General features: G+C 69.8%; 18 protein-coding genes. 11 read left to right on the forward strand and 7 right to left on the reverse strand.

The window, feature by feature from the left end; all coding sequences use genetic code 11:
- The first annotated feature begins 37 nt into the window (after window positions 1–37).
- Window positions 38–3,631, forward strand: coding sequence for a cobaltochelatase subunit CobN (gene cobN, locus ABZ863_RS07990; protein ID WP_358532263.1), 3,594 nt, complete (start codon window positions 38–40; stop codon window positions 3,629–3,631).
- A 2-nt stretch (window positions 3,632–3,633) separates the two neighbouring features.
- Window positions 3,634–4,200, forward strand: coding sequence for a pyridoxamine 5'-phosphate oxidase family protein (locus ABZ863_RS07995; RefSeq protein WP_358532265.1), 567 nt, complete (start codon window positions 3,634–3,636; stop codon window positions 4,198–4,200).
- Here the strand turns inward: ABZ863_RS07995 and ABZ863_RS08000 are convergent.
- From ABZ863_RS08000 to ilvD, 3 genes are read right to left on the reverse strand one after another with little or no spacing between them, the layout of a single operon-like run.
- Window positions 4,175–4,597, reverse strand: coding sequence for an SRPBCC family protein (locus ABZ863_RS08000; RefSeq protein WP_358532267.1), 423 nt, complete (start codon window positions 4,595–4,597; stop codon window positions 4,175–4,177). The two genes, ABZ863_RS07995 and ABZ863_RS08000, sit on opposite strands and share 26 nt — an antisense overlap.
- A gap of 18 nt (window positions 4,598–4,615) precedes the next feature.
- Window positions 4,616–5,302 carry an SDR family oxidoreductase gene (locus ABZ863_RS08005; RefSeq protein ID WP_358532268.1) on the reverse strand — a complete coding sequence of 229 codons (687 nt, stop codon included), beginning with the start codon at window positions 5,300–5,302 and terminating at the stop codon, window positions 4,616–4,618.
- Entirely contained in the window at window positions 5,299–6,972 is a 1,674-nt protein-coding gene (gene ilvD, locus ABZ863_RS08010) for a dihydroxy-acid dehydratase (protein ID WP_358532270.1), read from the reverse strand. The genes ABZ863_RS08005 and ilvD overlap by 4 nt, the downstream gene beginning before the upstream one ends.
- A gap of 34 nt (window positions 6,973–7,006) precedes the next feature.
- Between ilvD and ABZ863_RS08015 the strand changes: the two genes are divergently transcribed.
- A complete protein-coding gene (locus ABZ863_RS08015; RefSeq protein ID WP_358532272.1) occupies window positions 7,007–9,355 on the forward strand; it encodes a Tex family protein in 2,349 nt (782 codons plus the stop codon).
- A 55-nt stretch (window positions 9,356–9,410) separates the two neighbouring features.
- A complete protein-coding gene (locus ABZ863_RS08020; RefSeq protein WP_358532274.1) occupies window positions 9,411–9,872 on the forward strand; it encodes a GreA/GreB family elongation factor in 462 nt (153 codons plus the stop codon).
- Window positions 9,873–10,091: 219 nt separating this feature from the next.
- Here ABZ863_RS08020 and mftR read toward each other — a convergent pair whose 3' ends face one another.
- Window positions 10,092–10,691, reverse strand: a complete 600-nt coding sequence (gene mftR, locus ABZ863_RS08025; RefSeq protein WP_358532276.1) for a mycofactocin system transcriptional regulator — start codon at window positions 10,689–10,691, stop codon at window positions 10,092–10,094.
- Window positions 10,692–10,769: 78 nt separating this feature from the next.
- On the opposite strand from mftR, the gene mftA reads away from it, so the two are divergent.
- The 7 genes from mftA to ABZ863_RS08060 are packed head-to-tail and all read left to right on the forward strand — an operon-like array spanning window position 10,770 to window position 16,020.
- Window positions 10,770–10,859 carry a mycofactocin precursor MftA gene (mftA, locus tag ABZ863_RS08030; protein WP_358532278.1) on the forward strand — a complete coding sequence of 30 codons (90 nt, stop codon included), beginning with the start codon at window positions 10,770–10,772 and terminating at the stop codon, window positions 10,857–10,859.
- Complete coding sequence (gene mftB / locus ABZ863_RS08035; protein ID WP_358532280.1) at window positions 10,849–11,136, forward strand: mycofactocin biosynthesis chaperone MftB; 288 nt, start codon at window positions 10,849–10,851, stop codon at window positions 11,134–11,136. The genes mftA and mftB overlap by 11 nt, the downstream gene beginning before the upstream one ends.
- A complete protein-coding gene (gene mftC / locus ABZ863_RS08040) occupies window positions 11,133–12,323 on the forward strand; it encodes a mycofactocin radical SAM maturase (protein ID WP_358532281.1) in 1,191 nt (396 codons plus the stop codon). Before mftB ends, mftC begins: the two co-directional genes overlap by 4 nt.
- A gap of 18 nt (window positions 12,324–12,341) precedes the next feature.
- Window positions 12,342–13,127 (forward strand): mycofactocin-coupled SDR family oxidoreductase, encoded by a 786-nt coding sequence (locus ABZ863_RS08045; protein ID WP_358532283.1) that lies wholly within the window; start codon window positions 12,342–12,344, stop codon window positions 13,125–13,127.
- Window positions 13,124–14,443, forward strand: coding sequence for a mycofactocin biosynthesis glycosyltransferase MftF (mftF, locus tag ABZ863_RS08050; protein WP_358532285.1), 1,320 nt, complete (start codon window positions 13,124–13,126; stop codon window positions 14,441–14,443). The genes ABZ863_RS08045 and mftF overlap by 4 nt, the downstream gene beginning before the upstream one ends.
- The gene (mftE, locus tag ABZ863_RS08055) at window positions 14,440–15,108 is read left to right on the forward strand and encodes a mycofactocin biosynthesis peptidyl-dipeptidase MftE (protein WP_358532286.1); all 669 of its coding nucleotides are present in this window, start codon (window positions 14,440–14,442) and stop codon (window positions 15,106–15,108) included. Before mftF ends, mftE begins: the two co-directional genes overlap by 4 nt.
- Window positions 15,109–15,156: 48 nt before the next feature.
- Window positions 15,157–16,020 (forward strand): PaaX family transcriptional regulator C-terminal domain-containing protein, encoded by an 864-nt coding sequence (locus ABZ863_RS08060; RefSeq protein ID WP_358532288.1) that lies wholly within the window; start codon window positions 15,157–15,159, stop codon window positions 16,018–16,020.
- Window positions 16,021–16,387: 367 nt separating this feature from the next.
- Here ABZ863_RS08060 and ABZ863_RS08065 read toward each other — a convergent pair whose 3' ends face one another.
- From ABZ863_RS08065 to boxC, 3 genes are read right to left on the reverse strand one after another with little or no spacing between them, the layout of a single operon-like run.
- Window positions 16,388–17,935: a benzoate-CoA ligase family protein gene (locus ABZ863_RS08065; protein WP_358532290.1), complete on the reverse strand. Its 1,548-nt coding sequence runs from the start codon at window positions 17,933–17,935 to the stop codon at window positions 16,388–16,390.
- Between the two features lie 10 nt (window positions 17,936–17,945).
- Window positions 17,946–19,367 (reverse strand): benzoyl-CoA 2,3-epoxidase subunit BoxB, encoded by a 1,422-nt coding sequence (gene boxB / locus ABZ863_RS08070; protein WP_358532291.1) that lies wholly within the window; start codon window positions 19,365–19,367, stop codon window positions 17,946–17,948.
- Between the two features lie 4 nt (window positions 19,368–19,371).
- The gene (gene boxC / locus ABZ863_RS08075) at window positions 19,372–21,063 is read right to left on the reverse strand and encodes a 2,3-epoxybenzoyl-CoA dihydrolase (protein ID WP_358532293.1); all 1,692 of its coding nucleotides are present in this window, start codon (window positions 21,061–21,063) and stop codon (window positions 19,372–19,374) included.
- Window positions 21,064–21,080: the final 17 nt, after the last annotated feature.

The raw sequence follows: 21,080 nt of genomic DNA on the forward strand, positions 1-21,080 counted from the left end.
GCCGCGCGGCCCGGAGAGTGGGACCGGGAGGCTTCTTGTGATCTTGCTGCTGTCCACGTCGGACACCGACCTGCTGAGCGCGCGCGCCAGCGGCGCCGACTACCGCCTTGCCAACCCCGCCCGGCTCGACCTCGCCGAGTTGCCCGGGCTGCTGGAGGGCGTGCCGATCGTCGTGGTGCGCATCCTCGGCACCGAACGCACCTGGGCGGAGGGGCTACGCCAGGTGCGGGAAAGCGGTGCGCACGTCGTGGTGCTCGGCGGCGAGCAGGCACCGGACGCCGAGCTGATGGCGTTGTCGACGGTGCCTGCAGGCATCGCCACCGACGCGCACGCCTACCTCGCGCACGGCGGACCCGCGAACCTCGCCGAACTGCAGCGGTTCCTGTCGGACACGCTGCTGTTGTCGGGTGAGGGGTTCGAACCACCCGCCGAGCAGCCGTCGTGGGGTGTCCTGGGTAACGGCCCCCAAGGCCACCCTGGGGGCCCTGTCGTGGCGATCCTCTATTACCGCGCACATCACCTGGCCGGCAACACGGCGTTCGTGGAGGCACTCGCCGAGCAGATCGAGCTGGCTGGCGGGCAGGCGCTGCCCATCTACTGTTCGTCGTTGCGCTCGCGCCCGCCGGAGCTGATGGCCGAGCTGCGCAAAGCAGACGCGCTGCTGGTCACCGTGCTCGCCGCCGGTGGTACCCGGCCCGCCGAGGCAGGCGCGGGCGGCGATGACGAGGCGTGGGACGTGGCCGAACTGGCCGCGCTGGACGTACCGACGCTGCAGGCGCTGTGCCTCACCAGCGACCGCGCCACGTGGCAGGACAACGACGAAGGGCTGTCGCCGCTCGACGCCGGTAACCAGATGGCGGTGCCGGAGTTCGACGGCAGGCTCATCACGGTGCCGTTCTCGTTCAAGGAGCTCGATCCCGACGGCCTGCCGCGCTACGTCGCCGACACCGAACGGGCGTCGCGGGTGGCGCGGATCGCGCTCGCCCACGCCCGGCTGCGCCACACGCCACCCGCCGAGCGGCGGATCGCCATCGTGCTCTCGGCATACCCGACCAAACATTCGCGCGTGGGCAACGCTGTCGGCCTGGACACCCCGGCTTCGGCGGTGGAGCTGCTGCGGCGCATGCGCGAGCGCGGTTACGACCTCGGCCCGGACGCCTTCCCCGGTGTCGAGCCCACCGGCACCGACCAGCCGGACGGCGACGCGCTGATCCACGCGCTGATCGCCGCGGGCGGTCAGGATCCGGAGTGGCTGACCGAGGAACAGCTCTCGGGCAATCCGATCCGGGTGCCAGCGGCGCGTTACCAGGAGTGGTTCGACACGCTGCCTGACGACCTGCGCGCGGCCATGGCGGAGCATTGGGGACCGCCGCCGGGCGAGCTCTATGTCGAGGGCGGCGACATCGTGCTCGCGTCACTGCAGGCCGGCAACGTGGTGCTGATGATCCAGCCGCCTCGCGGGTTCGGGGAGAACCCGGTGGCGATCTACCACAATCCGGACCTGCCGCCCAGTCATCACTACCTCGCCGCGTATCGCTGGCTGGAGGAGGAGTTCGGTGCGCACGCCGTGGTGCACCTCGGCAAGCACGGTTCGCTGGAGTGGCTGCCCGGCAAGACGGCCGGGCTGTCGGCCTCGTGTGCACCGGACGCCGTGCTCGGGAACCTGCCGCTGGTCTACCCGTTCCTCATCAACGATCCGGGTGAGGGCGCGCAGGCCAAGCGCCGCGCGCACGCGACGATCGTCGACCACCTGATCCCGCCGATGGCGCGGGCCGAGAGCTACGGCGACATGGCACGGCTGGAGCAGCTGCTCGACGAGCACGCCAACATCGCCGCGATGGACCCGGCGAAGCTGCCTGCGATCCGGCAGCAGATCTGGACGCTCATCCAGGCCGCGAAGCTCGACCACGACCTCGGCATCGAGGAACGCCCGCACGACGCGGAGTTCGACGACTTCCTGCTGCATATCGACGGCTGGCTGTGCGAGGTGAAGGACGCGCAGATTCGCGATGGCCTGCACATCCTCGGCGCGGCTCCGACCGGCGCGGCGCGGGTGAACCTCGTGCTGGCGATCCTGCGGGCGCAGCAGATGTGGGGCGGCAAGCAGGGCGCGGTGCCCGGACTTCGGGCCGCGCTGGGCCTTGCCGAGGGTGCGCCGACCGCCGAGGTGGACGCGGTGGAGCGCACCGCCCGCGCACTCGTGGAGGCCATGGAGGAACGCGAATGGTCCGTTGCCGCAGTCGACACCGTGTGCGCAGAGTTACCCCAAGGCCACCTTGGGGGCAGTTCTGTCGCCGAGGTGCTCCGGTTCGCCGCGACGGAGATCGTGCCGCGGCTGGCGGGAACGAGCGGGGAGCTCGACGCCGTCTTGCACGCCCTCGACGGCGGTTACATCCCTGCCGGCCCGAGCGGCTCGCCGTTGCGCGGGCTGGTCAACGTCCTGCCGACCGGGCGCAACTTCTACACCGTCGACCCCAAGGCCATCCCGAGCAGGCTCGCGTGGGAGACCGGGCAGGCACTGGCCGAGTCGCTGGTGCGGCGCTACCGGGAGGACAACGGCGACTGGCCGCGCTCGGTGGGCCTCTCGGTATGGGGCACCTCCGCCATGCGCACCTCCGGTGACGATGCGGCAGAGGTGCTGGCGCTGCTCGGTGTGCAACCGGTGTGGGACGAGGCGTCCCGGCGCGTCACCGGGCTGGAGGCGATCCCGCCGGCCGAGCTGGGCAGGCCGCGCATCGACGTGACCGTGCGTATCAGTGGCTTCTTCCGGGATGCCTTCCCGCATGTGATCGACCTGTTGGACGATGCCGTGCGCCTGGTCGCCGCGCTCGACGAACCCGAGTCGGAGAACTTCGTGCGGGCACACGTGCGTGCCGATCTCGCCACGCACGGCGACGAACGGCGCGCCACGACCCGGATCTTCGGTTCGAAGCCGGGTACCTACGGCGCCGGGCTGCTGCAGCTCATCGACTCCGGCAACTGGCGCGACGATTCCGACCTCGCCGAGGTCTACGCGGTGTGGGGTGGTTACGCCTACGGCCGCGACCTCGACGGGGCACCGGCGCGGGCGGAGATGGAGAGCTCGTACCGACGGATCGTCGTGGCGGCGAAGAACACGGACACGCGCGAGCACGACATCGCCGACTCCGACGACTACTTCCAGTACCACGGCGGCATGATCGCGACCGTGCGCGCGCTCACCGGCCAGGCACCGGTGTCGTATGTCGGTGACAGCACCAGCCCGGACGCCGTACGCACCCGCACGCTGGGCGAGGAGACCGCACGGGTATTCCGGGCTCGCGTGGTGAACCCGCGCTGGCTGGCAGCCATGCGCAGGCACGGGTACAAGGGGGCGTTCGAGCTGGCCGCCACCGTGGACTACCTGTTTGGTTTCGACGCCACCGCCGGCGTGGTAGACGACTGGATGTACGCCAAGCTCACCGAGTCCTACGTGCTGGACAAGGAGAACCAGGAGTTCCTGGCGCAGGCCAACCCGTGGGCGCTGCGCGGCATCATCGAACGGCTCACCGAGGCCGCCGATCGCGGACTGTGGGCCGAACCGGATCCGGAGCTGGTCGACCGGATGCGTGAGGTGTACCTGCGCATCGAAGGTGACCTCGAAGGCGAGTAGCCATGAAGCTGCACGAGCGGATCGACGAGCGGCTGCGTGAGTTCCTCCTCACCCAGCCGGTGTTCTTCGTCGGTACGGCACCCGCGTCCGCGGACGGGCACGTCAACGTGTCGCCGAAGGGGATGGCAGGCACTTTCGCGGTGCTCGGTGGGCATCGGGTCGCCTACCTCGACTTCACCGGCAGCGGCGCGGAAACGATTGCGCACCTGCGGGACAACGGCCGCATCGTGCTGATGTTCTGCGCCTTCGCCGGCCCGCCGAACATCGTGCGGCTACACGGCCACGGTCGCGTGGTGCTGCCCAGCGACCCGGATTTCGGCGTGTTGCTGGGTCATTTCGGGGACGAACTGCCGCGTGGAGTGCGGGCGATCATCGATGTGCAGGTGGAGCGGGTGAGCGATTCCTGCGGTTTCGCGGTGCCGTTGCTGGAGTACGCCGGCGACCGCGACCTGCTGCAGCGGTGGACCGAACGCAAGAACGACGCCGACCTCGACCGCTACCGGGAACGCAAGAACACACACAGCATCGACGGTCTGCCCGCACTCACACCTTCTCGACGAAACGTTTGAGCCCGTCGGCTTCCATCGTGACGTAGCGCCGGGTCAGCCCGCTCAGAACGACACCGAGCACCGCGCCGAGCGGGCCGCGCTGCTCCAGCGACAGGGTCAGCGTCGTCGTGCCGTTCTCCCCCGGATCGAGGCTGTGCCCGGCAATCACGGCGCTGCCGGGGCTCCTGGCCTCCCAGGTGAAACCCGACCCTTCGGTCAGTTCGGTGACCTGCCAGACCTGCGCCGCCAGCTTCGGCTGCTTGACCCGCGCCCGGCTGCCGACCTGAAACGGACCACTGTCCGGCCTGCGCACCGACGTCATCGAGTCCGACCAGTCGGGCCAGCGTTCGACATCGGTCAACGCTGCCCACACCACTTCGCGTTCAGCAGCAATGCTGCGCACCACGGTGAGCCCCATCGCGACAATCTAGCCAATCTAGCCGTAAACGGGCACCTGAGCGCCGCTGACGATGCCTGAAGCGTCGCCACACAGGAAGGCGATCACCCTGGCGATGTCCTCCGGCGCCACCCAGCCGCTGCGGTCGGCGTCGGGCTGGCTGGCGCGGTTCGCCGGGGTGTCAATGACGTTGGGCAACACGGCGTTGACCCGGATTCCGCGCCGTGAGTACTCGGCGTCCAGCGCACCCACCAGACCCAGCACCGCCGCCTTCGATGTCACATAGCCGGCCGCGCCAGGAAACGGATGCAACGCCGCCCGGCTCGACATGCACACGATGGCGCCGCCACCGGCCGCGAGCAGGTGCGGGATCGCCGCCTGCGACACCAGATACGTCGGCCGCAGGTTCAGGCGCAGCTGCTGCTCGAACTCCTCGACCGGCGTGTCGGCCACCCGCTCCCCCATCGCGAACCCGCCGACCAGGTTCACCACCGCCCGCAGCGGAGCCGACGGCTCACCGGCGGCCTGTCCGGCAGCGCGCGCGGCATCGGCGGGCTCGAACAGGTCGGCTCGCAGCAGTTCCAGCCCCGCGGCGGGCTCGAGCCGCGCGCGTTCCGCCTCGACGACCCATGGCACGACCACACGCCAGCCCTCGGCCAGCAACGCCGTGGTGACGGCGACCCCGAGGCCACCGGTACCGCCCGTCACGAGCGCTGTCCTGTTCATGAGCACACCGCCCCGTGCGCCGCCGAACCGACCAGCCTCGCGTACTTGGCCAGCACGCCGTGCCGGCGCGGCACCTCGGGTTGCCGCCACCCCTCCTTGCGGCGGGCCAGCTCGGCCTCGTCGATGCCCAGATCGAGCGTGCGCTCGACCATGTCGAGCACGATCGGGTCGCCGTCGCGCACGAACGCGATCGGCCCGCCGTGGGCGGCCTCCGGTGCCACGTGCCCAATGCACAGTCCGGTGGTGCCGCCGGAGAACCGTCCGTCGGTGAGCAGCAGGACGTCCTTGCCGAGCCCGGCGCCCTTGATCGCACCGGTGACCGCGAGCATCTCGCGCATGCCCGGCCCACCGCGCGGGCCCTCGTTGCGGATCACCACGACGTCGCCCGCCGTGAGCTCGCCGAGCGCGGCCATGGCGGCCTGCTCCCCGTCGAAGACCCGCGCCCGCCCCTCGAACCGGGTGGAGTCGAAACCGGCGCTCTTCACCACCGCGCCCTCCGGAGCCAGGCTGCCGTGCAGGATCGTCAGCCCGCCCGTCGGGTGGATGGGGTCGGCGAGCGTGCGGAGCACCTCACCGTCCAGCTGCGGTGGGGCGAGCTCGGCGAGGTTCTCGGCGACGGTCTTGCCGGTGACCGTGAGGCAGTCGCCGTGCAGGAGCCCGGCGTCGAGCAGGGCCTGCATCACCACCGGCACGCCACCGACCCGGTCGACTGCCGTCATCACGTGTCTGCCGAACGGTTTGACGTCGGCCAGATGCGGCACCCGGTCACCGATGCGGGCGAAGTCGTCGAGGGTCAGCTCGACCTCGGCCTCGTGGGCGATCGCGAGCAGGTGCAGTACCGCATTGGTCGAGCCGCCCAGTGCCATGACCACCGCGATCGCGTTCTCGAACGCCTCGCGGGTGAGGACGTCACGGGCCGTGCTGCCCTTGGCGAGCATGCCGACCACCGCCTCCCCACTGGCGCGGGCGAACCGGTCGCGGCGGCGGTCCACCGACGGTGGGCTGGCCGAACCGGGCAGTGACATGCCGAGCGCCTCCGCGGCGCAGGCCATGGTGTTCGCCGTGTACATCCCACCGCAGGCCCCCTCACCAGGGCAGATGGCCCGCTCGATCCGGTCGACCTCATCGCGGCCGATGAGGCCACGGGCGCAGGCGCCGACGGCCTCGAACGCGTCGATGATCGTGACCTCCCTGCCGTCGACCGTGCCGGGCAGGATCGTTCCCGCGTACAGGAACACGGCGGCCACGTCGATGCGCGCGGCGGCCATCAGCATTCCGGGCAGGCTCTTGTCACAGCCGGCCAGCAGCACGGCGCCGTCCAGTCGTTCGGCCTCCATGACGGTTTCCACCGAGTCGGCGATGACCTCCCGCGACACCAGCGAGAAATGCATGCCCTCATGCCCCATCGAGATGCCGTCGCTCACCGAGATCGTGCCGAACTCCATGGGAAACCCGCCGCCGGCGTGCACACCCTGCTTACTGGCCTCGGCAAGCCGCTGCAGCGACAGGTTGCACGGCGTGATCTCGTTCCACGACGACGCGATGCCGATCTGCGGTTTGACGAAGTCCTCGTCGCCCATGCCGAGCGCCCTGAGCATGCCGCGCGCGGCAGCGCGCTCGATCCCATCGGTCACCTCGCGGCTGCGGGGCTTCAGGTTGTGTTCGGCCATGGCCCGATCATCCGAGCTGATACCGCAAGGCACAATGCCCTTCGTGGTTGAGATGGTGTCCATTGATCAGAAGATCGCCGACGAGCTCGGCGTCCGCCCCGGACAGGTACAGGCCGCTGTCGGGCTGCTCGACGGCGGCGCGACCGTGCCGTTCATCGCCCGGTACCGCAAGGAGGTGACCGGCGAGCTGGACGACACGCAGCTGCGCACGCTCGAGGAGCGCCTGCGCTACCTGCGTGAGCTGGAGGAGCGGCGCGCGGCGATCCTCGACTCGGTCCGGACACAGGGCAAGCTCGACGACGAGCTCGAAGCCCGCATCATGGCCGCGGATTCGAAGGCCCGGCTCGAGGACATCTACCTGCCGTACAAGCCGAAGCGGCGCACCAAGGCCCAGATCGCGCGCGAGGCAGGGCTCGAACCGCTGGCCGACGGGTTACTGGGCGACCCGGCGAAGGACCCGCAGGCCGCCGCGGCGCTGTTCGTCGACGCGGACAAGGGCGTGCCCGACGCCGCCGCCGCACTGGACGGCGCGCGGGCCATCCTGGTCGAGCGTTTCGCCGAGGACGCCGACCTGATCGGTGAGCTGCGCGAGCGCATGTGGTCACAGGGCTGGGTGACCTCGAAGGTCCGCCAGGGCAAGGAGACCGACGGCGCGAAGTTCGCCGACTACTTCGACTTCTCCGAACCCTTCACGAAGCTGCCATCGCACCGCATCCTGGCGTTGTTCCGCGGTGAAAAAGAGGAGATCCTCGACCTGGCCACCGAGCCGGCGGAGCCCACGGACGAGCCGCGGCCGGGCCCCACCGAGTACGAGACCCGCATCGCGGAGCGCTTCGGCGTGTCCGACCAGGGCAGGCCGGCGGACAAGTGGCTCACCGACACCGTGCGCTGGGCCTGGCGTACCAAGATCCTGCTGCACCTCGGTATCGACCTGCGGATGCGGCTACGGCAGGCCGCCGAGGACGAGGCCGTGCGAGTGTTCGCCGCGAACCTGCGTGACCTGCTGCTGGCCGCGCCTGCCGGAACCCGGCCGACGATGGGCCTCGACCCCGGCTACCGCACCGGGGTGAAGGTGGCTGTTGTCGACAGCACAGGCAAGGTCGTCGCCACCGACACCATCTACCCGCACAAGCCGCACGGCCGGTGGAACGACGCGCTCGTCAAGCTGGAGAAGCTCGCCCGCGAGCACGAGGTGCAGCTCGTCGCCATCGGCAATGGCACGGCCTCACGCGAGACCGACAAGCTCGCCGCCGAGCTGGTGAAGCTGCGTCCCGAGCTCACCAAGATCGTGGTGTCGGAGGCCGGCGCATCGGTGTACTCGGCATCCGCCTACGGGGCGCAGGAACTGCCCGAGCTGGACGTGTCCCTGCGCGGTGCGGTGTCCATCGCGCGGCGGCTGCAGGACCCGCTGGCTGAGCTGGTCAAGATCGACCCGAAGTCGATCGGTGTCGGCCAGTATCAGCACGACCTCGCGGAGTCGAAACTGTCGCGCTCGCTCGACGCCGTGGTCGAGGACTGCGTGAACGCCGTCGGTGTGGACCTCAACACCGCGTCGGTTCCGCTGCTGAGCCGGGTGTCGGGTATCGGAACGGGACTGGCCGAGAACATCGTCGCCCACCGCGACGGCAACGGACCGTTCCGCAGCCGGACCGCGCTCAAGGAGGTGGCGCGACTGGGCCCGAAGGCGTTCGAGCAGTGCGCCGGCTTCCTGCGCATCCCGGACGGCGACGACCCGCTGGACGCCTCCAGCGTTCACCCCGAGTCCTACCCGGTGGTGCGCCGCATCCTGGACGAGACGAAGCTCGGCATCCGTGAGCTGATCGGTGCCACCCGGGCCCTGCGCGGTCTGCGACCGGATGCGTTCGTGGACGACACCTTCGGCCTGCCGACCGTCACCGACATCATCGCCGAGCTCGAGAAGCCGGGCCGGGACCCGCGCCCGGAGTTCAAGACCGCCACCTTCGCCGACGGTGTGGAGACGATGGCCGACCTCGAGCCGGGAATGCGGCTGGAGGGCGTTGTCACCAACGTCGCGGCGTTCGGCGCGTTCGTCGACATCGGTGTGCACCAGGACGGATTGGTGCACGTGTCGGCGATGTCGCACAACTTCGTCAAGGACCCGCGTGAGGTCGTCAAGCCGGGTGACGTCGTCAGGGTGAAGGTGCTCGACGTCGACGTGCCGCGCAAGCGGATCTCGCTGACCCTGCGGCTGGACGACGAGGCCAAGCCGAGTGGTGGTGACCAGCGGGCGCAGGGCGCCCGTGGTGGCGGCCAGCGCAAGAACAGCGGGCGGCAGCAGGGTGGCCGGCAGCAGCGCGAGCGCGGTGCCCCGGCCGGCGGCGCGATGGCCGATGCGCTCCGAAAGGCCGGCTACCGCAGGTAAAGCTTCACCCAGCGATGACGTGGCGAGCCGGGCAGCCAAGGCCGACAATAGTGCAATGACGTCGACCGGAGGCTTGAGCCCGGCTACCCGTGGGCGGCTGGAGCGTGAGCTCGAACAGCTGCGTGAGCAGCGTGAGTCCCTGGCGCCACGGCTCGGGGAGGACCCGCTTGGTGACAGTGCGGACCAGGCCGACCTGCTGGAGCGGGCCGAGGTCGTGTCACGGCTCGACCGCCGGATCGCCGAGGTGTACGACCTGCTGCACGGCGGTCCCATGACCGAGCAGGTGTCGTCGCTGCGGTCGGGTACGCAGGTCACGCTGCGGTTCAGCGACGGCAGCGTGGAGGAGATGGTCGTCGTCGGTATCGCCGAGGAGGCCGAGGAGGACGCGTCCACGCTGACCGCCGACAGCCCACTCGGCCGCGCCATCGCGGGACGTCAGAAGGGCGACACCATCACCTACCGCACCCCGGCCGGTGAGACGTCCGCGGAGATCGTCCAACTGAAGCCGCCGGCCTGAACCCGCGCGAGTCCCCGCCCAAGCCCGCGAGTCCCCCGCCCAGGCCCGCGAGTTGCCCGTTCCGGCCCGCGAGTTGCCCGCCCAGGCGCGCGAGTTGCCCGTTCCGCCGCGATGGGGTGATGCCGAACGCGGTCAGCGCAGCCCTCACTGCGTCGTTCCCCCAAGGCCACCTTGGTTGCGTTCAACGCAACTATGGTGGCCTTGGGTGCTTTTCGACGGTCACGCGAAGCCGTGTGCCAGCTCGGCCAGTCCCTCGTCGAGCACATCGCACAACGGTACGTCCGGGTGTTCGAGCCAGTACTCGTACGCGGCGAGCGCGACGCCGAGCGCTGCATGCGCGATGGCCTGCGGTCGCAGGGCGCCCGGCTCCTCGCCGAGCCGCTCAGCGGCGAACTCGGCCACCACCGCACGCCAGTCGCCGTAACGCAGCGTCGAGTGGGCCTGCAACGCGGGGACCCGCAGGATCAGGTCCATCCGCCTGCGGTGCCGGTCGACCTCCGCGGGCTCCACCTTGTTGAACTCGACCACCACCGCGCGCACGGCCTGCATCAGCGGTTCGTCCGCAAGCCTGCCGCGGAACTGCTCGCGCATCTGGTCGAGCTGCTCGGTGAACGAACCCCACACCACGTCGTTCTTCGACTCGAAGTACCGGAAGAAGGTCCGCCTGCCGATGCCGGCGCCCTTGGCGATCTCGTCGACCGTGGTCGCGTCGAAGCCGTCGCGTTCGAACAACTCGAAGGCAACCCGCTCCAGCTCGTACTGACTGGTCGACCGGCGCCGACCCGGCCGAACGGGTAGCTCTGCCGCCTTGTCCGCCATCAGCCCTTCCATTTGACACCCGGTGCCATTAATCTCTCGTCCACGATCACACAACTGCTCAGCGAGGAGTAGCTTGCCATGGACGAGGCCACAGCCACGGAAGTCACCGTCGAGGAAGACCTGCTCGTCGAGGAAGTCTCGATCGACGGCATGTGCGGTGTCTACTAGCCGCCGGTTCGAACCGGGCCGGCCGTACCGGCTCCGCTCCAGCGTCGCCCTACGGCCGGAACCATTCGGGGCGCTGGCCTACGACTTCACCACGAGGAAACTCTCCTTCCTCAAGACACAACTGCTCGTCGACGTCGTCCGCGAGCTGGAGAACCAGCCCGACGCACACTCCGCCCTGAGCGCCGCCAACGTGCCCGAGCACGAGCGTGCGCGCTATCTCGACGCGCTCGCGGGCCTGGAGTCCGCGGGCACGATCGAAGCACGAGGGGAAGCATGACCAAGCTGACCGAGCACTTCCAGCACGGGCTCGATGCGCCGATCTGCCTCACCTGGGAGCTGACCTACGCCTGCAACCTGTCGTGCGTGCACTGCCTTTCCTCCTCCGGACGCCGCGACCCGCGGGAACTGTCCACAGAGGAATGCAAGGCCGTGATCGACGAAATGCAGCGCCTGCAGGTCTTCTACGTCAACATCGGCGGTGGTGAGCCCACGATCCGCCCGGACTTCTGGGAGCTCGTCGAGTACGCGGTGCGCCACCAGGTCGGCGTGAAGTTCTCCACCAACGGCGTGCGCATCACACCGGAACGCGCCCGCTGGCTCGCCGGGACCGACTACGTCGACGTGCAGCTCTCACTCGACGGCGCCACCGCCGAGGTCAACGACCACGTGCGCGGTCCTGGCTCGTTCGAGACCACCATGCGTGCCATGGAGAACCTGCGGGACGCGGGCTTCAGAGACTTCAAGATCAGCGTCGTGATGACCCGCCACAACGTGGGCCAGCTGGACGACTTCAAGCGCATCGCCAACACCTATGGTGCGCAGCTGCGGATCACACGACTGCGGCCGTCCGGCAGGGGCGCGGACACGTGGGACGAGCTGCATCCCACGGCCGACCAACAGCTCCGGCTCTACGAGTGGCTGCTCGACAATGGCGACAACGTGCTCACCGGCGACTCCTTCTTCCATCTCAACGCGCTTGGCTCCACACCACTGCCGGGGTTGAACCTGTGCGGCGCGGGCCGGGTGGTGTGCCTGATCGACCCGATCGGCGACGTCTACGCGTGCCCGTTCGCGATCCACGACGAGTTCCTGGCAGGCAACGTTCGCGACGAGGGCGGGTTCACCTCGGTGTGGCGGACGTCGGAGCTGTTCGCGCGGCTGCGGACGCCGCAGACCGGCGGCGCGTGCACGTCGTGTTCGGCATACGACTCGTGTCAGGGCGGTTGCATGGCCGCGAAGTTCTTCACCGGGCTCCCACTCGATGGACCGGACCCGGAATGCGTGAAAGGCAACGGAGAACGTGCACTCGCGCTCGTCGGCGCCGAGAAACCCAAGCCGGACAAGGACCATTCGCATCGGGGGCGCAAGCGGGTCCCGGTCGCCATCAGCTGGGGACCACCCGCGCCGGACCAGCTTCCTGACCGCGCCTGCGACACCAGTCCGCTCGCGGGTTTCCGCCCGTGACGCGCCGCGGCACCTGACATGAGCGCGGGCACGGCGATCGTCACCGGCGCCGCGCGTGGCATCGGTGCCGCCGTCGTGCGCCGCCTCGCAGGCAGCGGCTGGCGGGTCGTGGCGGTGGACGTCTGCGCCGACGATCCGCGGGTGCAGTACGCTCTGGCCTCCCGCGAGCAGCTGGCCGCACTGGCCGCCGAACACCCGGACTCGGTGGTCGACGTCGTCGCCGACGTGCAGGACCTCGCGGCGCTGCGGGATGCCGTCGCGGTGGCGGAGAACCGTTTCGGCGGTCTCGACGCCGCGGTCGCCGGCGCTGCGCTCATGGCGGGCGGCCAGCCGCTGTGGGAAACCAGCGACAAGGAATGGGACGCCCTGTTCTCCGTCGGCGTGGTGGGCGTGGCGAACCTCGCCCGCGCCGCGATACCGGCGCTGCTACGCCGACCCGAGCCCCGGCACGGCCGGTTCGTCGCGCTGGCCTCCTCGGCCGCGCACCACGGACTCTGGCACCTCGCGGGCTACAACGCCGCCAAGCACGCCGTGGTCGGGCTGATCAAGGGACTCGCAGCGGACCTACGCGGCACCGGCATCTGCGCGAGCGCCGTGTCACCGGGGTCGACACGCACCGACCTGCTCGCCGCGACCGCGCAGCTGTACGAGCTACCCGACGTGGCGGCGTTCGCGCGGCACCAGCTCGTCGAACGGCTGCTGGAACCCGACGAGATCGCAGCGGTGGTCTGCTTCCTGTGCTCGCCGGAGTCTTCGGCCATCACGGGCAGCGTCGTGCAGGCCGATGGTGGTTTCCTGCCATGAAGCCAGGAACCAGGCTCACCCTCGACGACTCCGTACGCCGCCGGGGCAGGCTACTGATCGGTGGCTCACCACTGCGCCTGGTGCGGCTTGGCACGGCCGGTGACCGGCTGCTGGACCGCTGGCTCGCGGGGGAACCGCTCGGTGCGGGCCCGCCCGAGCAGCGGCTCGCACGGAGGCTGGTCGATGCGGGGCTCGTTCACCCGGCCCCGCCCATTGAGCTGACACCCGCCGACGTCACGCTTGTGTTGCCGGTCAAGGACAATGCCGCTGGCGCGGCAAGGGTGCTGGCCGCAACGGGCGGTCTGCGTGAGCGGATCGTGGTCGACGACGGCTCACCGCAACCGCTGCCCGGAGCCCGGGTGCGGCACGACCAGCCGGCCGGTCCCGCGGCGGCGCGGAACGCCGGCTGGCGTCTGGCGCGCACGGAACTGGTGGCATTCCTCGACTCCGACACGGTTCCCGAACCGGGCTGGCTGGATGCGCTGCTGTCGCAGTTCTCCGATCCGGCTGTGGTCGCCGTGGCACCCCGGATTCGCAGCCTGCCCGGCAACAGCGTGCTCGCCCGCTACGAGGCGGACCGGTCGAGTCTCGATCTCGGCCCGCATCCGGCACCGGTGCGGCCGATGAGCCGGGTGAGCTACGTGCCGAGCGCGGCGCTCGTGGTGCGCCGCTCCGCGCTGGCGGCGGTCGGTGGCTTCGACACGACGCTGCGGTTCGGTGAGGACGTCGACCTGGTGTGGCGCCTGCTCGACATCGGCGCCGTGCGCTACGAACCGGCGTCGGTCGTGGCCCATGAGCCGCGTGCGGATTTGCGGCGCTGGCTGCGCCAGCGCTTCGAGTACGGCACGTCGGCGGCACCGCTGTCGGCACGGCACCGGGGGCGGCTCAGCTGTGCCCGGCTGTCGGTGTGGAGCGCCGCCGCGTGGGCGTTACTGGCGGCAGGGAAGCCCCGGTCGGCGCTGGCAGTTGCCGTTGCGAGCACGGCATTGCTGCCGCGCAGGCTGCGTGGACGTGGTGTGCCGGTCGGCGAGTCGCTCCGGCTGGCCGCTTTGGGCCAGCTCGGCGCGGGACGGCTGCTCGCCGAGGCCGTGCGACGTGCGTGGTGGCCACTGGCGCTGCTGACCAGACGTGGCCGCCGGGTGCTCCTCGTCGCGCTCGTGCCGTGCGTGGCCGAGTCACTGGGCCACTCCCCCGCGTGGTTCGCGCTGCGCGTGGCCGACGATCTCGCCTACGGCGCGGGCGTCTGGGCGGGCTGCGTGCGTGAGCGCACCGTGGCGCCGCTGCTGCCGCAGTTCACCGAGGGCGGGTTGCGGTGACCTCCCTGGGTCGCTGCCGGTGGCCGGAGATCGGCCCGGCAGTGCTCGCTGTCCCACTCGGCGCGACCGAACAGCACGGTCCGCACCTGCCACTCGACACGGACACGGCGGTCGCAACCGAGCTGTGCCGCAGGCTCGCCGAACGCCTTCCGGGTGTGCTCGTGGCGCCCGCACTGCCGTTCGGTTCCAGCGGTGAGCACGCGGGTTTTCCCGGCACCCTCTCCATCGGGCAGGAGGCATTCGAGCGTGTCGTGGTCGAGCTGGCTCGCTCGGCCGAGGAGTTCGACGGGATCGTGTTCGTCAACGGGCACGGCGGCAATCTCGCGCCGCTGCGCCGCGCGGTCCGGCTCCTGCGTGCCGAGGGCAGGCCCGTGTTCGCGTGGGCACCGAGCGGCCGTGCCGATGACGCACACGCCGGGCGCACGGAGACGTCGGTCATGCTGCGGCTGCGCCCGGCCGACGTCGAGCTGACCGCTGCCGAAGCAGGCAACACGACGCCGCTGCCGGACCTGATGGAGCAGTTGGTGCGCGGCGGTGTGCGAGCGGTGAGTGATAACGGCGTGCTCGGCGATCCGTCCGGTGCGAGTGCAGAGGAGGGCGAGGCGCTGCTGGCGACGTGGGCCGATGCGCTGGTCACCGCCGTACGCGGCTGGCTCACGCGGTGACGCTACCCTGCCAGAACAGGCACGATCGGCGGCGGAGGTGGTGGCGCGATGACAGCAGCGGATGGGCGGCAGGGTGGTCCGGTGGTCAGCCGGCGCCGCGAGGTCAGCCACAGGAGCGCGCGATCACTGCTGATGACGCTGCTCGGCGAGTTCGTGCTTCCGCGTGACCGTCCCGTGTGGACTTCCGTGCTGGTGGACGCGCTGGCCCGGTTCGACGTCGAGGAGAAATCGGCGCGCCAGGCGCTCGCCCGCACCGCGGCCGAGGGCTGGCTGGAGTCGGAACGGCTGGGCAGGCGGGTGCGCTGGTCGTTGACGCCGCCGGGGCGGACGTTGCTGACTGAGGGCGCGCAGCGGATCTACGACTTCGGTAGCACGGAACGGTCCTGGGACGGGACGTGGCTGGTGGTGCTGGTATCGGTGCCGGAGGCGAAACGGGATCTGCGGCACCAGCTGCGGACCAAGCTGACGTGGGCGGGTTTCGGCTCGCCGGATCCGGGCGTGTGGATCACACCACATGCCTCGCGGGAGAGTGAGGCGCTGACCATCCTCGCCGGACTGGACCTGGCTGACGCGGTGTCGTTCGTCGGCCGGTACGGCGCGATCGGCGAGGAGGGCACCATGGTCGCGCGGGCATGGGACCTGCGGGACCTGGAGCAGCGGTACGAGGAGTTCGTCACGGAGTTCGGCGCGCTGGAGCCGGCCGGCGGCGACGCGGTACTGGACGCGCAGACCCGGCTGGTACACGAGTGGCGCCGGTTCCCGTTTCTGGATCCCCAGCTGCCTGCACCGCTGCTGCCGGCCAACTGGAGAGGAGCCAAGGCGGCGGAACTGTTCCACCGCAGGCATGCCGAATGGCGCCCGGCTGCCCAGCAGCGCTGGGATGAGCGCGTAGCCGATCAGGAAGCGGCCTGACAAAGCGCGAGTCCCCCGCCCGGGTCCGCGAGTCCCCCATTCCGGTCGGCGAGTCCCCCGCTCCGGTCGGCGAGTTGCCCGCTCCAGCCCGCGAGTCCCCCGCACCAGTCAGATGAAGGTGCCTCAATGCAGGTGGCTCGGCAACACTTCGGAACGCGGGCGCCAAACGCTGGAGCGCGCAACTCGTCTGCCACGACGCAGGTTTCGTGCGCCCGAGCGGGCAACTCGCACACCCGAGCGGGCAACTCGCACACCCGAGCGGGCAACTCGCCGACCTGAGCGGGCAACTCGCGCGCCTGAGCGGGGGACTCGCCGGGCTGGGCGGGGGACTCGCGCCTGGGCGCATCGACAACCGGGTAGCCGTCGATCACTGCGGCACCACGGCGTCCGTGGCCCGGGCTGCCGGGTGCACCGTGCGCACCAGGTCCCGCAGGACGTTGCGGCGGATCTTGCCGGTCGCGGTCTTGGGCAGCTCGCTCAGCTCCACCACGGCACGCGGCCGTTTGAACGCCGCGAGCCCCGCACGGCACCACTGGATCAGCTCGTCGGCGTCCACGTGCTTCCCGGGCATGGGCACGACGCACGCGACCGGCTTGTCGAGCTCGTCGGAGTCGGGCACCGCGACCACCACGGCCTCAGCGACGTCGGGGTGTTCGAGCAACCGCTCCTCCACCTCGCCCGGCGTCACCCAGATACCGCCCGCCTTGATCATGTCGTTGAACCGGCCGAGGCAGGAGAACGTACCGTCGTCGTTGCGCACGTACGTGTCGCCCGTGCGCATCCACTCCCCCAGGAACACCATCCGCGACGTCGCCGCACGGCACCAGTAGCCGGTCGCCGCGCTGTCCCCCTTGACGTACAGCTCCCCCGCCGTAGCGGTGGTCTCCACCGCCCGGCCGCACTCGTCGCGGATCTCCACCTCGTAGCCTGGCACCGGCGTACCGGATGACGCGGGACGGACCTCGCCCGGCCTGTTGGAGATGAAGATGTGCAGCATCTCGGTGGAGCCGATGCCGTCGAGAACCTCAACGCCGAACTCGTCGTGCATGCCGTGGAACATCCGTGCCGGCAATGCCTCACCGGCCGAAACACCTTGCCGCACCGAGGAAAACGCATCGCGCGGCACGTCGCCGGCGAGCAGCGGCCCCCAGAAGCTCGGCGTGCCGAACAACAGCGTCGCGCGGTCGGTCCTCGCCCGGGCCGCAATGAGCTGAGGAGTCGGCCGCGCCGCTTCGAGCAGCGCGGTAGCGCCGACCGACAGCGGGAAGAACATGGAGTTGCCGATGCCGTAGGCGAAGAACAGCTTCGCCACCGAAAGGCACCGGTCCGCACGGGTGATGCCGAGTACCCGCTGCCCGTAGTTCTCGGCGACGAAGCGAACGTCGGCGTGCCGGTGCATGGCCGCCTTGGGAGCGCCCGTGGTTCCCGAGGTGTAGAGCCACAGTGCGGGCGAGTCCGCCCAGGTCGGGTACGGCTGCGCGGCCGGGGGCCAGCCACTCAGCCGCTGCCAGTCATCGGTGAGCACCACGGTTTCGACATCGGGAGCCGCCTCGCGCACCACCGCAGCGAACTCGCTGGAGCCGAGCACGACGCGCGTGCGGCAGTCGGCGATCAGCGTGCCCAGCTCACCGCCGGTGAGCATGGTCGAACACGGCACAGCCACGGCACCGAGGTACATCGTGCCCAGGATCGCCGTGAAGAGCTCGACCTCGTCGGTCATGCACATCACGACGCGCTCCTCGGGACGCACACCGAGCGCGCGCAACCCGCCTGCGACCCGGCGGACCTCCTCGTCCAGCTCCGCATACGACAGGGTCCGGGTGTTGGACACGACGGCGGTGCGCCCGCCGTCTCCGGCGGTGACATGCCTGCCCACCAGGTACTCGGCCGCGTTGAAGGTGCTGATGCCGGACATGGGCCCCGCCTTAGGTCAGGTAGACGTATTCGTAGTCGAAGGGCTTGCCGTTGATGCCATTGGCCGGGGGTGCCACCCAGCTCGCGATCTTGCCACGTTCGTAGACCGGTTTCATCAACGAACGCACGAACGTCAGATCTTCGGTGGTCGGCAACCATTTCCTCATCCCGGCCTCCCAGGTCTGCTCGTCGACGATAGTGCCGTCGGGGGTGACGTGGTAGCCCGCGTTGATCCCCACCCTGCGGTTGAACGCCGGATGCGGCAGGCGGAGCCGGTAGCCGATGCCGCGTTCGGCGAGGATCTTGTTCCAGCGCTTGACACCACTGCCGCAGTCGGCGATGTACTCGCCGCGCAGGTCCAGGTTGAGCAGCAGGATGGCCTGCCGCTCGTCCTGGCTCCAGGTGCCGTCGTCCCGCGGGCGCTGCAGCACGGCGCTGTCGTCGGTGAGCTTGTGGTCGTCCCGGCGGCGGGTCTCCAGCCACCTGCCCTTCAACCCTGCCGTGTAGTAGTTGGCGGCGTTGGTGGACGTCTCGCTGCCGAAGAGGTCCAGCGAGACGCTGTAGTGGAAGTTGATGTAACGCTGGATGACATCCAGCGGAATCCCGCCGTGCGCGCCGATGTCGAGGGTGTCGTGCTCGCGCACCAGCTCGGCGCTGCGGGCCACCACCCGGTCGACACCCGTGGTGCCGACGAACATGTGGTGCGCCTCCTCCTTGAGCATGAACTCGCAGGTACGGGACAGCGGATCGAACGCGCTTTCCTTGAGCGTGCCGAGCTGGTACTTGCCGTCGCGGTCGGTGAAGTAGGTGAACATGTAGAACGCCAGCCAGTCGGCGGTCTCCTCGTTGAACGCGCCGAGAATGCGCGGTGAGTCGGGGCTGCCGGAGTTGCGGTAGAGCAGTGCCTCGGCCTCCTCCCTGCCCTCCTTGCCGAAGTAGGCATGCAGCAGGTACACCATCGCCCACAGGTGCCTGCCTTCCTCCACATTGACCTGGAAGAGGTTGCGCAGGTCGTACAGGCTCGGCGCGGTCAGCCCCAGCAGACGTTGTTGCTCGACCGACGCCGGTTCCGTATCACCCTGGATCACGATCAGGCGTTGCAGCTCTGCCCGGTACTCACCGGGTACCTGCTGCCACACCGACTGTCCTTTGTGCTCACCGAAACCGATGGTGCGGTCGGGATCGCGTTCGGCGAGGAAGATCCCCCACCGGTAGTCCTCCGGGACGACCTGGTCGAAATGCGCCCAGCCCTCGCGGCCGACACTCACCGCAGTGCGCAGGTAGACGCCATGCGTTTCCAGTGTGGGCCCCATTTCGGCCCACCAGTTCATGAACCGCGGTTGCCAGCCTTCGAGCGCACGCTGCAGCCTGCGGTTCGACGACAGCTCGACGTTGTTGGGGATCTTGGCGTCGTAGTCGATTGTGGTCGGCATCGCTTCAGACTCGCTTCCTGTCGTACACGGGCTTGCGACCCGTGCCATAGCGGCGCAACGCACCGTCCTGGCCGGCGGCGTTCGGCCGGTTGAAGATCCAGTTCTGCCAGGCGGACAACCGCCCGAAGATCTTGGTCTCGATCGTCTCCGCGCCGACGAAACGGTGATTGGCCTCCATGCCGGTGAGTGCGTCCGGTGACAGCGATCGGCGGCCCTCGATCACCAGGCGGATCTCGTCCTCCCAGTCGATGTCATCCGGTGCGTCGGTGACCAGTCCCAGCTCAGCGGCCTCTGCCGCGGAGATCTCCCGGTCCCGTTCCCCGGCAAGCCGCGCCACGTGACCGGCGTCACCGTAGAACCGGGAGTCCATCCTGGACAGACCGTTACCCATCGGGAACGATCCGAAATTGGCCTGGGACAACGTGATCGAGGCACGCTCAGCACTGTCCTCGTCGTCGATCGGCGGACCGTCCAAGATGTACTGCCGGTCGCAGGCCAGCGCCAGCTCCAGCAGCAGACCCGCGAAGCAGCTGCCGGGCTCGATCAGCGCGATCAGGCTACGGCTGGTCACATCCAGCCGCTTCAGCGTGCGCTTGTAGTAGTGCACGATCTCGTTGCACAGCCAGTCCTCGGCGGCATTGGCGAGCACGAGCCGCTCATGAGCCAGCACCGCCGCGGGATCGCCGACCGTGCGGAACACCCAGGTTCCCAGCTCGGGTTCATTGGTACGCAACCGCAGGATCGCATCGTCCAGCTCCCGCGTCACGGCCAGCAGCCAGAACCGCGCGCCCTGCGCGTGCACATCGGAGGGTGTCAACGTATCCGGTCCGCGCACGGTCAGCTCGACGATGCCTGCTGTCCGGTCACAGTGGACGGTGAGGTGGTCGTAGGTGAGCCCGTCAGCGGATTCCGTCCGGGCCAACGGCGTCAGCTCGATACCCTCGACGCCGGCGGGTCGCCTGCTCCGAGTGGCCAGCTCCCGCGCACGGCCCGCCACCACCTCGGCGAACTCCCGGCGTGGAGCCAGCTCGTCGACCAGCCGCCACTCCACCGCCGTCTTGCCTTTCACGCCGTCGCTGCGGGTGGCGAACACATCCGCGCGGTCCTTGCGCACCCGCCGCTTGTCCACCATCCTCGTCAGCCCACCGGTTCCCGGGAGTACCCCGAGCAGCGGCACCTCGGGCAGCGCGACGGTGGAGGAGTTGTCGTCGATCAGGACGATGTGCTCGCACGCCAGCGCCAGCTCGTACCCGCCACCGGCGCAGGAGCCGTTGACCGCGGCGAGGTAGACCTGCCCGGAGTGCTCGGTCGCGTCCTCCATGCCGTTGCGGGTCTCGTTGGTGAACTTGCAGAAGTTCACCTTCCACTCGTGCGACGAGCCGGCGAGCATCCGGATGTTCGCACCGGCGCAGAAGACATCGTCCTTCGCGCTGGTCACAACGACCGCCCGCACACCGGGATGCTCGAACCGCAACCGCTGCGTGGCGTCGTACAGCTCGATGTCCACGCCGATGTCGTAGGAGTTGAGCTTGAGCTCATAGCCGGGCAGCAGCCCGCCGTCGGGGTCGACGTCCAGCTCGAGCCACGCGATCGGCTCCTCGACCCGCAACCGCCAGTGCCGGTACGCACGGGGGTGGCGGTCGAACGACACGGTCGTCCTCGCGTGCTCGGTGTCCACGGCGTCGATGGCGGTCACCTCACCGATTTTCGACG

Source organism: Saccharomonospora sp. NPDC046836 (genome assembly GCF_040645195.1).
GTDB lineage: Bacteria > Actinomycetota > Actinomycetes > Mycobacteriales > Pseudonocardiaceae > Prauserella_A.

What these genes read in the sequence shown, in the direction of transcription:
- mftF (WP_358532285.1), top strand. Translation starts at nt 13,124, where the DNA reads ATGAAGCCAGGAACCAGGCTCACCCTCGACGACTCCGTACGCCGCCGG.
- ABZ863_RS08000 (WP_358532267.1), bottom strand. Translation starts at nt 4,597, where the DNA reads ATGGGGCTCACCGTGGTGCGCAGCATTGCTGCTGAACGCGAAGTGGTG.
- boxB (WP_358532291.1), bottom strand. Translation starts at nt 19,367, where the DNA reads ATGCCGACCACAATCGACTACGACGCCAAGATCCCCAACAACGTCGAG.
- ABZ863_RS07995 (WP_358532265.1), top strand. Translation starts at nt 3,634, where the DNA reads ATGAAGCTGCACGAGCGGATCGACGAGCGGCTGCGTGAGTTCCTCCTC.
- mftR (WP_358532276.1), bottom strand. Translation starts at nt 10,691, where the DNA reads ATGGCGGACAAGGCGGCAGAGCTACCCGTTCGGCCGGGTCGGCGCCGG.
- ilvD (WP_358532270.1), bottom strand. Translation starts at nt 6,972, where the DNA reads ATGGCCGAACACAACCTGAAGCCCCGCAGCCGCGAGGTGACCGATGGG.
- mftC (WP_358532281.1), top strand. Translation starts at nt 11,133, where the DNA reads ATGACCAAGCTGACCGAGCACTTCCAGCACGGGCTCGATGCGCCGATC.
- ABZ863_RS08045 (WP_358532283.1), top strand. Translation starts at nt 12,342, where the DNA reads ATGAGCGCGGGCACGGCGATCGTCACCGGCGCCGCGCGTGGCATCGGT.
- ABZ863_RS08065 (WP_358532290.1), bottom strand. Translation starts at nt 17,935, where the DNA reads ATGTCCGGCATCAGCACCTTCAACGCGGCCGAGTACCTGGTGGGCAGG.
- ABZ863_RS08020 (WP_358532274.1), top strand. Translation starts at nt 9,411, where the DNA reads ATGACGTCGACCGGAGGCTTGAGCCCGGCTACCCGTGGGCGGCTGGAG.
- ABZ863_RS08005 (WP_358532268.1), bottom strand. Translation starts at nt 5,302, where the DNA reads ATGAACAGGACAGCGCTCGTGACGGGCGGTACCGGTGGCCTCGGGGTC.
- ABZ863_RS08015 (WP_358532272.1), top strand. Translation starts at nt 7,007, where the DNA reads ATGCCCTTCGTGGTTGAGATGGTGTCCATTGATCAGAAGATCGCCGAC.
- mftA (WP_358532278.1), top strand. Translation starts at nt 10,770, where the DNA reads ATGGACGAGGCCACAGCCACGGAAGTCACCGTCGAGGAAGACCTGCTC.
- ABZ863_RS08060 (WP_358532288.1), top strand. Translation starts at nt 15,157, where the DNA reads ATGACAGCAGCGGATGGGCGGCAGGGTGGTCCGGTGGTCAGCCGGCGC.